Annotated in this window: 9 protein-coding genes; 5 read left to right on the top strand and 4 right to left on the bottom strand. The window is 48.2% G+C overall.

Annotated features, from left to right (window positions below; genetic code table 11):
- Nucleotides 1-78 precede the first annotated feature (78 nt).
- Nucleotides 79-381: a YXWGXW repeat-containing protein gene (locus IC229_RS03065; RefSeq protein ID WP_190885457.1), complete on the top strand. Its 303-nt coding sequence runs from the start codon at nucleotides 79-81 to the stop codon at nucleotides 379-381.
- 216 nt (nucleotides 382-597) lie between these two features.
- Nucleotides 598-888, top strand: coding sequence for a YXWGXW repeat-containing protein (locus tag IC229_RS03060; protein ID WP_190885456.1), 291 nt, complete (start codon nucleotides 598-600; stop codon nucleotides 886-888).
- Between the two features lie 58 nt (nucleotides 889-946).
- Here the strand turns inward: IC229_RS03060 and IC229_RS03055 are convergent, their stop codons facing one another.
- The gene (locus IC229_RS03055; protein ID WP_190885455.1) at nucleotides 947-2,254 is read right to left on the bottom strand and encodes a hypothetical protein; all 1,308 of its coding nucleotides are present in this window, start codon (nucleotides 2,252-2,254) and stop codon (nucleotides 947-949) included.
- A 247-nt stretch (nucleotides 2,255-2,501) separates the two neighbouring features.
- Between IC229_RS03055 and IC229_RS03050 the strand changes: the two genes are divergently transcribed.
- Both IC229_RS03050 and IC229_RS03045 read left to right on the top strand, forming a co-directional pair.
- The gene (locus tag IC229_RS03050; protein ID WP_190885454.1) at nucleotides 2,502-3,335 is read left to right on the top strand and encodes a phytanoyl-CoA dioxygenase family protein; all 834 of its coding nucleotides are present in this window, start codon (nucleotides 2,502-2,504) and stop codon (nucleotides 3,333-3,335) included.
- Nucleotides 3,336-3,491: 156 nt separating this feature from the next.
- Complete coding sequence (locus IC229_RS03045; protein ID WP_190885453.1) at nucleotides 3,492-5,603, top strand: cytochrome c biogenesis protein CcdA; 2,112 nt, start codon at nucleotides 3,492-3,494, stop codon at nucleotides 5,601-5,603.
- Nucleotides 5,604-5,679: 76 nt separating this feature from the next.
- Here IC229_RS03045 and IC229_RS03040 read toward each other — a convergent pair whose 3' ends face one another.
- The 3 genes from IC229_RS03040 to IC229_RS03030 form a co-directional block, all read right to left on the bottom strand.
- The gene (locus tag IC229_RS03040) at nucleotides 5,680-6,939 is read right to left on the bottom strand and encodes an FG-GAP repeat domain-containing protein (RefSeq protein ID WP_190885452.1); all 1,260 of its coding nucleotides are present in this window, start codon (nucleotides 6,937-6,939) and stop codon (nucleotides 5,680-5,682) included.
- Between the two features lie 168 nt (nucleotides 6,940-7,107).
- On the bottom strand, nucleotides 7,108-9,948 hold the full coding sequence (locus IC229_RS03035) for a PVC-type heme-binding CxxCH protein (RefSeq protein WP_394355922.1): 2,841 nt from the start codon (nucleotides 9,946-9,948) through the stop codon (nucleotides 7,108-7,110).
- 137 nt (nucleotides 9,949-10,085) lie between these two features.
- Nucleotides 10,086-10,760 carry a 3-keto-disaccharide hydrolase gene (locus IC229_RS03030; RefSeq protein ID WP_190885450.1) on the bottom strand — a complete coding sequence of 225 codons (675 nt, stop codon included), beginning with the start codon at nucleotides 10,758-10,760 and terminating at the stop codon, nucleotides 10,086-10,088.
- 323 nt (nucleotides 10,761-11,083) lie between these two features.
- On the opposite strand from IC229_RS03030, the gene IC229_RS03025 reads away from it, so the two are divergent.
- The gene (locus IC229_RS03025; RefSeq protein WP_190885449.1) at nucleotides 11,084-15,064 is read left to right on the top strand and encodes a hybrid sensor histidine kinase/response regulator transcription factor; all 3,981 of its coding nucleotides are present in this window, start codon (nucleotides 11,084-11,086) and stop codon (nucleotides 15,062-15,064) included.
- Nucleotides 15,065-15,221: the final 157 nt, after the last annotated feature.

Genomic DNA, 15,221 nt, shown 5'->3' with positions numbered 1-15,221 from the left:
CATCTCATAGTATAGATAATTAGAGCAGAAAACGGTCATTAAGTGCCGATTATCTGCCGAACTTAATCCGCAAACGCTATGAAAACGAAAATGAAAGTTTTGGCAGTAGCGAGCTTATTGCTCCCTGCCTTTTTTACTGCCAGTTCGGAAACCGCGATAGCACAAGTGCCTTCCAGGCAGGTTGTAGTACGTCAAACCTGGGTTCCGGGTCACTACGTTCGTCGGGGGCGAGATTACATTTGGATGAACGGTTATTATCGAAATACGCCTGTTCAGTATGTTACGTATTCAAAACCAGCCCGGTATAAAACATGGAATCCTGGTTATTGGCGCCGGACACCCGGTGGACGCGTTTGGGTTCAAGGGTATTGGAGCTATTAAACAGTTATTAAAAATGGCCTGAGCGATGAACTCAGGCCATTTTTTTGTGCAAACACTGACCCCCATCTCAACTTTTTCATCTTCCATAAAGATTGTTTTATAACCTGCTTTAAACTTTTTAGTCGGCGAGCCATCATACGTAAAAACAACAATTATCAGAAACTAACTTCAGTACGTGCTTAAGTCAGTTTTCGGTAAACTCAATGAATAGCTGTTATGAAAACGCAACTGAAAGTTTTTGCACTCGCGGGCTTATTGCTCCCCGCTTTGTTTACAGCCTGTACGACTACCGCCACAACACAAGGCCCACCTCGAGATCGTGTTGAAGTAATTCCAAGAGCACCATCGGCGCGCCACGTATGGGTTCCGGGCCACTACGTTCGCCGGGGACGGAATTACGTTTGGGTAAACGGCTACTACCGCGTTGCTCCGTCTCGATACACGGCAAGAACGCCAGGTCACTGGGAACAAACCCGACGTGGGCGGGTTTGGGTTGAAGGCCGTTAGCGCTAAGAGAAAGCTCCTAAAATACTCTGAACGTAGCAGTCAGGGCATTTTAGGAGCTTTACTGTACAATGACGTATCGTTCCAGCGGTTCGCTTTCCACAACCGTTCCATCTGAATACGTAGCAACGATCCGAAGCGTATATTTTCCAGGAATGATTGTATTCGGAATTGCTAATCCGCCGGGATAATCACTATTATATCTTCCGGTTCTATACCTGAAAACGACGGTTTGATCAGGGCTGTTGGCGTCTGTTAATTTAACATCCAGTTTATCTGGATATGGACCGTATTCGGGCAAAATATGGGCCGAATAGTAACGCGACCGCTGAAGAACCAGGGGGTTAGCCGACCGCGACGCCAGCAACGTATCAATGGAGAGTACGCTGGGTTGGTCAGATTGACGTAGCACGGTTAGACGATACGTTGTGCTAACTACCTGACCACGTATCACGAGTTGAGCGTAGTAGTAGCCGGGAGTCATTTCTGCTGGTAAGTCCAGATTTACGGACCGGCCAAAAGCGGAAACAACTGTTGGCTTCAATCGGAAACGCTCACCTGTTACACGCTGAACCAGCAATTCGGGGCTATCATCGGCAAACAGATTTTCGCCGTTAATGACCAGATTACGCGTCTTTGCTATAATTGGCTTTTGAAACTGGAATTTCTCCAGCAATGGTGTTCCTTTCCGAAATGTGAGTTTTTGATTCGCAATGGCCTGTCGTCCATTCGCTTTTCTGATTTCAACGGTATACTCACCTGGCCGAACCCGTTCCGGAATATTCGCAGCATATTGATTGCTGGTGCTGCAATTTCCTAATCCTAAACAACAGCCAACACGTAACGTATCCCGTTCTGAAGCGTCGGTTCTCGATAAAATGATCTGCCCTTCACCGATGCCATCCAGAAAATTTTCGATCTGAAATCCTAGTGGCTGCGCAACAATAGCCGTTGTCTGGTTATCGATAAAGCCAATCTGGAGATTACCAGCAGGCTTTATCGCGAATTTGTAAATAGAAAGTTTATTGGCGTCGTTAAGTACATAAATACCTAACTGCTGGTCGGGCGACGGCATTCGGCAAAGACTAATTGGAGAAGGTTGCTCATTCCATATAGCGCTATTGGCTGATGTCTGGTACGATTTTGCTTCAAAATTGGCAGTCGTTACGTTGGCAGGAACTGTCAGCACAACCTGTTTTTTCTCCTGATCAATCGCGATATTTTCCGCTGGAAAGCCCGGAATTGAAATGCCCAAAAGCTTTACGTCATCGGTTGGGGTAACTTCCTGTTTTGTAGGCCGGCAAGACTGAATCAATATGAACAGAATTGCTACGTAAACAAGTGGCTGAATAACTAGAATTTGTTTCATTACGTTATATCAATAGGATTCTTTGGATGAGTAAATCTTATGGATGCATTTTTGTCATGCTGAGGTACGAAGCATCTTAACGTATCATTACACTAGAATTTGGGTGTCTTAAGATGCTTCGTACCTCAGCATGACAATCAAAGAAATAAAATCTCATTCATTAATTAGCAACGTAGCATATAGTTAAAGATTAAATTTCTGCGACTTTGTTACGTTTACATTGGCTCATCTAAAAAAGAGAGTGATCATGAATGCTACGCTTGATAAAAAATCCCTGCTGGCTGAGTTGGACGCACCGTATCAGGTCAGTTCAGAAGCTGTTACGTTCTACCAGACAAATGGCTACGTTAAGTTAAAGCACGTATTGAGTCCCGCCGTTCTGGACTATTATGGCGATATTATTACGGATTTGGTATTTCGACTCAATACGTTGATAAAACCAATGGCGGAACGTACTACGTATGAGCGGGCTTTTCTACAAATCATGAACCTTTGGCGTGAAGATGCTGAAGCCAGAGAATTCGTTTTCTCGAAACGACTGGCCAAAATTGCCGCTGATTTGATGGGCGTCGATGGTGTTCGAATTTACCACGATCAGGCACTATATAAAGAGCCGTCGGGCGGCATTACTCCCTGGCACGCCGACCAGTTTTATTGGCCTCTATCATCGCCAAAAACGGTTACGGTCTGGATTCCGTTGCAGCATACACCGATGGAAATGGGGCCATTGGCTTTTGCCGAAGGCAGCCAACACGTAGAGATTGGCCGCGATATTGAAATCAGTGACGATAGCGAAAAAATCCTGGCCGAAGCGCTTCAGAAACAGAATTTTAACGTCCACGATACGCCTTTTGAACTGGGCGAAGTCAGCTATCACGCAGGCTGGACGTTCCACCGCGCTGGCCCGAACGTATCAGACAAACCACGGAAGGTCATGACCATGATTTACATGGATAAAGATCAGACAATTATTCAGCCTCGCAATCAGTATCAGATCGCTGATCATGAGACCTGGCTCAACAGCCTGCCTATAGGTAGCCAACCGCAGGACGAGATGAATCCGATTTTATTTAGTCGGTAAAAAGCCATCAGTTGTCAGTCGATAGTCGTTCGTTAAGGGTCAATAGGGGTAGAATTAACTCGTTGAAGACCATCGACTAACGACTATCGACTTTTTATGGAAATATTTTTGCTGTATTTCTGTTGTAGAAACAAATCATCACTTCCTTCAAGCGGCATGAAGTTACTTCTTACGCTTGTCACCTGCCTATTTTTTAGCGCGGTGGCAATAGCGCAGTTACAGAAAGATCCAACAAGCTGGTCGGTTATCCCTCCAAAAAACACGGCCAAAGTCGGTGAGATAGTAGAAATACGTATTCAGGCCGCAATTGACAATGGCTGGCATATTTACTCCAACGACCTAGATCCAAACATCGGGCCAATTCCGACTAGTTTCAAATTCACTACGTCAGATGCCTGGCAGACAATAGGTAGCGCCAAGCCCATCGGAGTCGAAGAGGTATTTGTGCAGGTGTGGGGCGCTAAAGTTCGTCAATTTGCGAACAAAGCCGTCTTCATCCAGAAAGTCAAAATCCTGAAGCCGAATCCTTCATTCAGGGCCACGGCTGAATACATGGCCTGTTCCGACAAAGATGGTACGTGCCTTCCACCCGCCGAAGTTGAGCTCGCAACAGCTATTAAAACAGTAGCCGACGTATCAGCACCAACAGCTACGTCGACCGCAGTTGCGTCAACCCCCAAAACAGAATCAACAGTTACGAAACCGGCCTCCGAAACGACTGTTGCCGTTGCTACGTCGTCACCAGTTTTATCAGACACGGTAGCTGTAAAAGAAATTGAACCTATTACTACAGAAGCTGCCACTGCCCCGGTGGTTGGCTCTGTGAACGGGGATGATATAAACAATACGTCAGGTGGTTCGCTGGGAGGTTTTCTGTTAGCTGCTTTTCTATCGGGATTAGTGGCATTGCTCACGCCCTGTGTATTTCCGATTATTCCGGCTACGGTGAGCTTTTTCACCAATCAGCAGGGCGGGCAGTGGAAAGCGTTGCTGTACGGCGTATTCATCATTGGTATCTACGTATTAATCGGTACGGTTGTATCGCGGGTGAACGGGCCGGCGTTTGCCAATTTTGTGAGTACGCACTGGCTGCCGAACGTCCTGTTTTTCGCCGTTTTCTTTGTTTTTGGTCTGTCGTTTCTGGGTTTGTTTGAAATTGTGCTTCCCAGTTCGCTGGTTAACAAAGCCGACGCCAAATCTGAACAGGGTGGTATCGCCGGTATTTTCTTTATGGCGTTTACGCTCGTGCTCGTTTCGTTTTCCTGCACAGGGCCGATTGTCGGTAGTTTGCTGGTAGCCTCAGCCGGTGGCGAAGTGGTGAAGCCAATTCTTGGCATGGCGGCATTCTCGTCGGCTTTCGCTGTGCCTTTTACGTTGTTTGCGGCTTTTCCACAATGGCTGCGAAATCTGCCTCGTTCGGGTGGCTGGCTCAATTCGGTGAAGGTTGTTCTCGGCTTTCTGGAGCTGGCGCTGGCGCTAAAGTTTCTGAGCGTAGCCGACCAGGTTTATCACTGGGGCTTGCTCGATCGAGAGGTTTTTCTTTCGATCTGGATCGTCATTTTCGCCCTGATTGGTTTTTATTTCCTTGGGAAACTGCGTTTGCCGCACGATAGCGAAGTGAAATCCATCAGTGTTCAGAAGTTATTGCTGGCGATTGTTACGTTCTCGTTTGTCGTGTACATGATTCCCGGACTTTGGGGCGCACCCTTAAAAGCATTATCAGGTTATCTGCCGCCAGAAACGTCGCAGGATTTCAATTTACAAATGGCTGGGGGCAATAGGCAGAGGGCTGAGGGACAACTTGCGGAGAATATTAAATACGCCAATCTGTTTCACTTGCCGCATGGCTTGCAGGGATTTTTCGATTACAAACAGGGGCTGGCTTATGCCAGAAAAGTGAATAAACCCGTTTTCATCGATTTTACCGGACACGGTTGCGTGAACTGTCGCGAAATGGAAGCCCGTGTCTGGTCAGATCCAGCGGTGCTGTCGCGGTTACAGAATGATTTTGTGGTGGTTGCGCTTTACGTAGACGACAAAACCGAACTTCCAGAAACGTCCTGGTACACCTCGACCTACGACCAGAAGCAGAAAAAGACCATCGGCGCGCAAAATGCCGATTTGCAGATTACGAAGTATAACAACAACGCCCAGCCTCATTACTGCCTCGTCAACAGCGAAGGAAAATTGCTGGTGTCGCCTAAAAACTACGATCGTGACGTAGCAAACTTCGTGGCGTTTCTGGATGCGGGGAAGGCCAAATTTTAGGATGTTTTTGTCATGCTGAGTCGGACCGCCGAAGCGGCACGACTCAGCATGACAAAATAACTATTCAGCACCTCTCTTACTTCATTTTATTCTCGAAGAGGAACACACCGTTTTTATTGGCAATGACAATGTCGATTTTACCGTCTTTGTTCATGTCCTGCGCCACTACGTTCAGGCCCGAACCCGAATCATTGTCAATGACGTGTTCTTTGTAATACGGCGCTTTTCCGGGCGTAAATTCAAACCAGAGTATAATGCCAGGGTCCGCATCGCCGGGGTCGCGACCGTGGTGCGCCAGAAATCGCTTGCCGGTTATGTAATCTTTACGTCCATCGCCATTGAGGTCGGCCATAATGGACGAGTGCGTTTGAGCCGTAGTATTGCTCATCAGATGCGTTTTGAAATTGATTTTTCCCTGTTCATCCACTATTTGTTCATGCCACCAGATGCCGAGCGCATGGGCCGATGCACTCACTACGTCATTTTTGCCATCGCCGTTTACGTCCAGAATCTGCATGTGTGAGCAAGGTTCACCCAGATTGGCCGGATGAAATACCCAGTTACCCGCTTTTTTATCAGACGTTCCTTTATACCAGCCTTCCTTAACCACTACGTCATTAAGGCCATCTTTATCAATATCACCGTACCCGATGCCGTGCGAAAAAATCTCGGTTCCTGCTACGTTCTCAGCGCTCAGCGGAAAGCGTTTCCATTCAGTGTCGCCAGGTTTTGAGGGCGATTTTAGCCAGACAATCTGCTTTTTAGCTTTATCACCACAAAGAATATCGAGTCGGCCATCGCCATCGATGTCGATAAATCCCGGCGATTCATTGGCGATACCCACTGAATCAGCAATGATGTGCTTTTTCCATGTACCGGGTGCATTGTTTTTGGGGTTTTCAAACCAGAAACCCGGTTTGCCTGGAAAATCGACAATCACTACGTCGTCCCAGCCGTCCTGATTGACGTCCATGCCCAGATTGAGGAACGAATCGCTGTATTCCTTTCGTGGGTCATACGTGCGCGAGGGAGCCATTTCGCGACGCGTCCAGTTGGGCGCTTCGAACCAGTAGTAACCAGCAATTATGTCCAGCTTTCCATCTTTATTTAAATCTGCTACAGCGGCACCTTCCGAAATGAAATCACCGGTCAGCTTTGTTTTTTTAAACTCGCCCGATGGAACGACGTTTTTGTTCGGCGCTTTAGTTTCTGGCGTCGCAGCCTGTTGCTGCCGAACCTTAAACAACGACTTATCTTCCTGGCCATACGTATTGGTAAGCCAGCAGCAAAGCAACGTAGCACCTAGTACGTATCTTCTGTTTATCCGAGTCTTCATAATAAATATGTCTGCTAAACGTCATTAGATAACTTTTGTCATGCTGAGTCGGACCGCCGAAGCGGCACGAAGCATCCTAACGTATCATTACCCTCAAGTTGGGCAATTTAATATGCTTCGTGCCGCTTCGGCGGTCCGACTCAGCATGACAAAAAACAGAACTATTCTTTACTCTCCCAATACCTTAGCAATCAGTGCCTGAATCTCATGATTTTCGTGCGAATGATCGCGCTTTCCTACCCGATCATTAAAGTCTTTCAGCAACTTTTTGGCATCGTCGGTTCCGATAGCGCCGATACGTTGGATCATGTAATTGAGGTGTTTCGGCATTTTCGATTTTTGACTCAGTTCCAATGCCCGTTTCATATCGACAGTGGCGAGCGGTTCAGACGCGTACCAAAGCATAAGAGGCAAATTGTGATCGTCTTTGTCGCCTGCCTTCTGAACGAGCGCATCTACTACGTCCCAACGCTGAGCGGGTTCGAGACGTAGCATGGCTGACGTCAAATACATCCGAACGAGCGACGAATTATCGTTTTGAGCCAACGTAGCAAGACGCTTCAGCGTTTCCGGCGAAATGGTTTTGTTTTCAGCGAGTAACTGAAGCGCCCAGCTTCTGACGTATTCGTTTTCGTTGTTCAGTAAATCGACTAACTCTTTCTCGGTCAACCCTTTCGTTACATGCAGAGTCCATAACGCACGGAGTTTGCGGGTCGCATCAGGGTTCTTTTCCAGAATTTCTTTCAGCGCTTTATGCACCTTTTTACTACCGCCACGCTCCTGCAACAAAAGTCGGGCCTGACGAACGTACCAGTCGTTTCCATTCAATTGGTAATTAACCAGTTCCATATCCGATGCTTTTGATAAATCGGCCTGTACCCACTTGTCATTTTCGTGCGTAATCTTGAAAATACGGCCCATCGTTTTGTCGTGAACGTCGGGATTCGAACTGTGACACTGGTTTTTGTCGTACCAGTCGATAGCCCATACTGAACCGCTTGGGTCGTATTTCATATTGATCCACTGCGACCAGGAATCATTCATCGCCATAAAATCGGGGCGGTGGCTGACCATATAGCCGGAACCCGCACGAGACGGATGGTCGCGGTTGAGTTTGGCACCGTTGATGTTGTTCATGAAAATGTCGTTCCGGTACTCCTGCGGCCAACTATTTCCGAGGTAAATCATGGCACCAGCGTGCGCATGTCCACCACCTGCCGAAGCTGAACGGAAATTCCCCGCGTGTGGACCGCGTTCGCCCAGCCAGTGTACGTGGTCGGCGTGGGTTTTGATGTCGTCGTACGTATACGGGTTGAAATGTTTCCCGCCCTGACGCTGGTAGCGCCCGCCCTGAATCATGTGGTACATGTGCGGAATAACGCATGCCGTAATGAACGCATGACCGTAATCGTTGAAATCGAGGCCCCACGGATTGCTGGTTCCTTCGGCAAAAATCTCAAACTGATGATTTGTTGGATGATACCGCCAGACACCCGCGTTGATTTTGGTACGTTCCGAATCAGGTGCGCCGGGCTTGCCAACATTCGAGTGTGTAAATACGCCGTGCGTACCATAAAGCCAGCCATCAGGCCCCCAACGCAGACTGTTCAGCGTTTCGTGCGTATCCTGTGTACCCCAGCCATCAAGCAATTTTTGCGGTGGCCCGGTTGGTTTATCGGTTTTGAAATCAGCGGGGATGAACAGCAGATACGGAGCTGCACCAACCCAAACACCACCCATGCCAACCTCCATGCCGCTAACCAGATTCAGTCCTTCGGTGAACAGCTTTTTGCTGTCTAACGTACCGTCGCCGTTGGTATCTTCAAAAATGAAAATCTTGTCGCGTCCCTGACCCTCGGGTGCCGGAACCGGGTACGTGTGCGATTCCACCACCCACAGTCGGCCTTTCCAGTCGATGGTGAAGCAAATCGGTTTTACGATGTCGGGTTCGGCAGCGGCCAGCGTAATTTTAAAGCCTTTGGGGGGCGTCATTGCCTGAGCCGCTTTAACGCCTGAAAGGCCGGCATTTAAGACGGGATCGAGTGGAGGAAGAATGATGATGTCCTTCTGTTTCAACTCATTCGGGAACGTAGGGCGCGTGGCATAGAACTGGAAATCATCGAAATTAATGTGCGCCCATTTGTCGTTCGGGATGTATGGAATCTGCGAAATACCCGTTTCGTTATCCACAATTCGGATGAAAATATCCTGATTCAGATAGGGTTGCAACTCAACAACGGCAGGCTGTAACGTAGCACGACCCTGGCCCGTAATATGGTAAATAACCTTGTCGGTACTTGCCTGCACGATCTCTACGCGCGTATCCTGCAAAGCGCCACCTGATACCATAAAAGCGGCAAACGGCTGCGTGACTTTAAACGGAACCGAGGTTAACGTACCAGTCAATTTGTAGTTAGTCGTGCCACCGCTGCTCAGAAAATGTTTCCCCGCAAAACCAACATGCATATCTTTCTCGTGCACCGGCGAAGGGTCGTCCTGCGCAAAAATGGGATTTGTAAAAGCATCGCCCTTGGCAGTCCAATCTTTCAACGTACCGGTTTCGAAGTTCAGGTTTAGCGGTTGACCGTCTTTCATTGGCAGTTGTCCAGCCGTAATTGCCTCGCCGATCTTGCCTTCTACTACTTCGAACGTACCAACCATACCCGCGGTCCGGTGGCCGGGAACGGTGCAGTAATACGTATCGTTTTTGTCAGCGACGAACGTAATGCTGGTTTTGGTGCCTTTGTCCTGAAGCGTTTTACTTTTCACACCAAGTTTTTCCAGGGCGATGTCGTGCGTCATCACTTCGCCATTGACGATTGTGATACGTACCTTATCGCCTTTATTGGCTTTTAAGGTTGGGTTACGCGCTCCATCTTTGGCGAAGTAGCCCAACATGGTTGCTTCCATCGTATATTCGCGATCAACTTTGGCGGTATCTGGAGCGGGAGTAGCAGCGGCTTTGGCTTTCGTGTTCTGCGCGAAAGTGGACGTAGTAGTCGCCAACATCGCAGTCAGCAGGAAGGCGACAAGCAGACGGCAATTGTTCATGAGATTAGGTCGAAAGGGATTCATTACAATTTAGGAATAAAGCTATTTCGGAATCAATAATGCTACGTTTGGAGTGTTACGTTTACAAATCCGTTTTACAGTTCGGTTATGGTCAAATCTCTGAATTCGACCTGCGCTACGCCCCCGCTGTGAATCTGAACGGCAATAACACCTTTGTTCGGAATCTTGCTGTCCTGCTCTATATAATCGGCGGTTTTGATGCCGTTTATATACAATTCGTGCCGATTGCCTTTGCAGCGGATAATGTAGCTGTTCCAGCCATCTTCTTTTAGAATCTTCCTGAGGACGCTCAAATCGCCACCAACCAGCTTCTCCCGGCGATGTTCGTCGTAAATATCGCCCCAAAAGCCATTACCTATATCGGCCTGATAACCAATGATTTTCTTTCCTTCAAGAATCGAACGATATTGAATACCACTATTTATCATCCCGGTTTTTGGGTCGCCAGACAGTCGGAATAGACAGCGGAACTCGAAATCGCCGTATTCTTTTACCGTATGCAGATACGTATTCTCCGGTATTTTCTTTACACCGTCACCGCTACGTATTACGCTATCTTTTACGAACCATAAACTAGCATGAGCAGGGTCAACAGTTTTCCAGCCGGTCAGGGTTTTGCCATCAAATAACGACACTGTTTTCCCCGACTGAGCAAAAACAGAGATTTGGGCACCAAGAAGAAATACCAGTGTCAGCAGCCGTTTTGCTACGTTCGATTCAGAGAAAGAAGGCTTCCGGTTTGCGTTCATGCGATCAGACGTTTCGGTAGAATCTAATTTGTATAAAGCACAGTTGGCTGGTAAGTCTCCTTATTCTGAAGGAACAATACTTATTATAATGACTTGCAACACCCCGAAAACTAAGCAATGAGTACGATTCCAACTACGCACGTATTGGGAGTCACATTGCAAAGCAAATTGCATAAATATTAACTAACGTATCACTATATAAACCAGAAGTTTATAGTACTATACCATTCGCTAAACGTTTTTTCACCTCCCCTATTAGAATTGTATATTGAGCGGTCTTTCCACCAATAAATATCCCTTTGTATCAGTTACCTGTCGGACCTATGAAAACCAACTGGTCTGCGCTTTTCCTGACTTTACGATTGTTAGTGAGTCGGGCCTGGATTATGGTAGTCATTGGGCCGGCATACGTAGCGGCTCAGAACTTACCTGCTCCTGAAATCATTACCAGTCAGCAGGGGCTTCCTCAGGCATTCGTACCGTCGATCATTCAGGACAATCAGGGATTTATCTGGATGGCCACGCGCGACGGCCTTTGTCGATACGATGGTAATACGTTCAAAGTCTTTCAGCCCTCAACGGATGGCAGCCCTTCGCTAACTTCTTCGGAGATAGTCAAAATGGTTCTCGATCATCAGGGCAAAATATGGCTCATTAGTGAAACGGGTGATCTGGACCTGTTCGACCCGGCTCAGGAAGCGTTTATTAACGTATCACGCCAACCGTTCTATCGAGAGAAAATTGGTTTGATTCCACCCGATAATATTTATCTCGATTCGCAGAATTTGCTATGGCTCTGCCTCCGTGGGCAAGGGCTGGCGAGTCTGGATTTTGCGAAAAAGCAAATCAAGCGCTATCAGTACCAAACAGTTGGCAAGGGTCTGTCCAGCGACACAGTCCGCTCGGTTATTCAGGACCAGGCAGAGAAGAATATTTTCTGGGTAGTTACCGGCTCCAGCCTTGATCGCCTGAACCGACAAACAGGTGCCGTCACCCGGTATCATCCTCGTGCGGGGCAAACATCATCGGTGCTTGATAACAAGCTGAAAGAACTGAAACAGCTGCCTAGTGGTGACCTTTTGCTCCGATCAAATGCCTATGTCATGCAGTTTGATCCCAAAACCGCCCAGGTTCGCCAGGCTTATCCGTTGCCGGTGAAAGAAGAGTGGTGGCAGTGGGGGCCAATGCTATCCGACCGCCAACAGCCCGTTTTTCTTTCCCAGGGCAATATTTTATATCGCTACACCACGCAGGACGGGTTAAAAGAAGCAACGCGGTTGCCCCATGATCTTCATAGCCAGAGTCTATTAATCGATCGGTCAGACGTACTCTGGGTCGGAACCAATGGGGGCGGTGTGCTAAAGTACAACCTTCGCGCTGGAGCTTTTACCGCAACGCCGTATCATACCTCATTTTATTGGGATTTACTGATTCGTGACCTCAATTTATCCCCAGCAACTATTCCTAAGCTGCCCGGCGATTGGTCGTATCTGTTTCGGTATACGACTGATGGCAGCGGAAAACTCTGGTTCAATATTCGAACCTCACCCTTTTACCGGCTCGATCTAACAACCCGCGAGCTTAGTCAAATTCCATTTCCGGTATATATGTCGACCACGTCGTCAAACTTGCCCGTGCCGATGGCGACCGACTCACAGGGAAAGGTCTGGGCGGTTTATGATTCGACGGTTTTATGGTACAATGAACAGCAGAAGCAGTGGATACGATTTCCACATTCCATCCGGAAAATTTCGACTGTAGAAGTCATTGAAGACATAGCGGTTGACGGACAGGCTCTTTGGATTGCTTCCAAGGATCATGGTCTTTACCGAATCGATCGGGCAACAGGTGCTATTCGCCGGTACGTGCATAATCCGACAGAGCCATTCTCAATTAGTAACGACCATCTGTTCTGTTTGTCTGCTGATCCGGCCGATTCAACGATTCTCTGGATTGGTACGTTCGGCGGAGGATTGTGTCGCTTTGATAAACGAACGGGACGTAGCAGACGCCTGACAACAGCCGATGGTTTGCCCAACAACGTAATCTATGCCGCCATTCCCGACCGACAGGGCAATCTTTGGGTAGCCACCAATCAGGGACTTGGACAAATGGATCGGCGGACGTTCAAGACACGTATCTACACCCGCGAAGACGGGCTGGCGGGCGATGAATTCAATCGACACCATTTCCTTCAACTACCTACTGGACGCATTTTTATGGGTGGTCTGGAAGGTATTACGTCGTTCGATCCGGGTAATCTGCGGGAAGATACGTATCAGCCAACCGTTCAGATCACCAACATTCAAATCAATAACCAGCCCATGCCGTCGAGCGAAGCGCCCGTCCAGACATTGGATAAGCTTACGTTGCCCTATGACAAAAACTTCGTGACAGTTCAGTTTGCGGCTATGCAGTACAATCGGCGGAACAAGATTCGGTACCGTTACCAGTTGGAAGGACTCGAAAATTCCTGGACCGAAACGGATAGACCCATAGCCGTTTACACCGGTCTGCGCCCCGGTCATTACACACTACGTCTCAATGTCGCCAATACGTCGGGAGTGTGGAGTCCGCAGGTTCGTACGCTTACGATTGACATCGAACCGCCCTTCTGGGCTACCTGGTGGGCGTATATTGCTTATGTTCTGGTAATTGGAGGTGTCATTTTCGGCGTAATAAGGGCATCTGTAAATCGAATCAAACTTCGTCAATGGGTTTTACTACAACAGCGGGAAGTGGAGTTGAAGCATAAAGAAACGGAGCAGTTACGAGCCACTAACGATATGAAAACGCGATTCTTCGCCAACATTTCGCACGAATTCCGTACACCACTAACACTGATTCTGGCTCCCACCGAGCAAATGGCCAGCGAAAACCCAACGCCCAAAAATCAGCGCCGACTGCTAAGTATCGAACAGAACGCCCAGCATTTACTACGTCTCATTAACCAATTGCTGGATTTGTCGAAGCTGGAAGCCAGTGTGATGCCTGTTCAGGAGTCGGTTGGCAACGTAACAGATTGCATCAAGGGCTGGCTTCAGCCGCTGATCGACCAGGCCGCCGAACAGGGAATTGCGCTGGCGTTCCATTCGGAGGTCGAAGGCAACTATTATTTCGATGCCGAAAAGCTGGAACGTATCGTTTATAACCTCACGGCCAACGCCCTCAAATTCACAAAAAATGGTACTATCACAGTAACCTTAACCACTACGTCTGAACGTATCAAACTGACGATTGCTGACACGGGTATTGGTATTCCCGAGCAAAATCTGCCCCATATTTTCGATCGCTTTTATCAAGCCGACAATGCGTATGCTGCCATGCCCGGTCAGACGGGCACTGGTATTGGGCTGGCGTTGGTGAAAGAACTGGTGCAGCTTCAGAAAGGTATCATTACGGTCGAGAGCCGGGTGAACGAAGGCACCACCTTTTTTGTGGAACTCCCGTATCGGCAGGCGGCTACGTCCGAGAAAACGGTTGACGCTACGTTGCCTTCCCGAATTGAAACGGATGATCAGGCATGGGCGGTGGCCGATGAGCAATACGTACCGCGTGTGCTGATTGTGGAAGATAACAACGATCTGGCTCACTTCATCGCTGAAAGCCTGCCCAGTCATTACCGGATTCGCCGGGCGGTCAACGGGCGCGACGGACTTGAACAGGCCATCGAACATTTGCCCGACCTGATTATTTCGGACGTAATGATGCCCGAAATGGACGGATTCACTTTATGCAGCAAACTCAAAACAGACCTGCAAACCAGCCATATTCCGGTTATTATGCTTACAGCAAAATCGTCGCCTACGAACCGGACGGAAGGGCTGCTTTTAGGCGCTGATGATTACCTGACCAAGCCGTTTCAGGTGCAGGAACTCCAACTGCGCGTGCACAATCAGTTGACCACCCGACAACGGATGCGCGAATGGGTACGTATCAACCTGAACAACCCAGATCCCTCTGCCGCTCAAGCTGTTCCCGAACTGACCGATCCTTTCCTGACACAACTTTACGGCATCATCGACAACCATCTGAGCGACGTTACTTTCGGAGTCGACATTATGATGGCTGAACTCGGAATGAGCCGCACGAACCTGTTCCGAAAAGTAAAGGCGTTGACGGGTTTATCGGCCAATGATCTGCTACGTCAGTACCGATTAAAACGGGCTACGCAACTACTACGTTCTGGTATTACCGTTACCGATACCGCCTATCAGGTGGGTTTCGATAGTCCCGCCTACTTCACAAAATGCTTCCGGGAAGTTTACCAGACAACACCCCGCGAATTTGCCACTCAAGCCTGATTAGACGCTTTTCTGCCTTTTTAAACCGCTTTTCTTAAAGTTGGAACATTCGTTATAGTATTTGGAACATCCGTGATAACTCCCTATCGACGTAGTAAGCCAACTTTGTAAAGGTTTTCTGACCAGCACAGAACAAAGTTGTGTGATCGACTATTGC

The organism is Spirosoma profusum (assembly GCF_014699005.1).
Lineage (GTDB): Bacteria > Bacteroidota > Bacteroidia > Cytophagales > Spirosomataceae > Spirosoma > Spirosoma profusum.
This window is presented reverse-complemented; position numbering and strand designations above follow the sequence as displayed.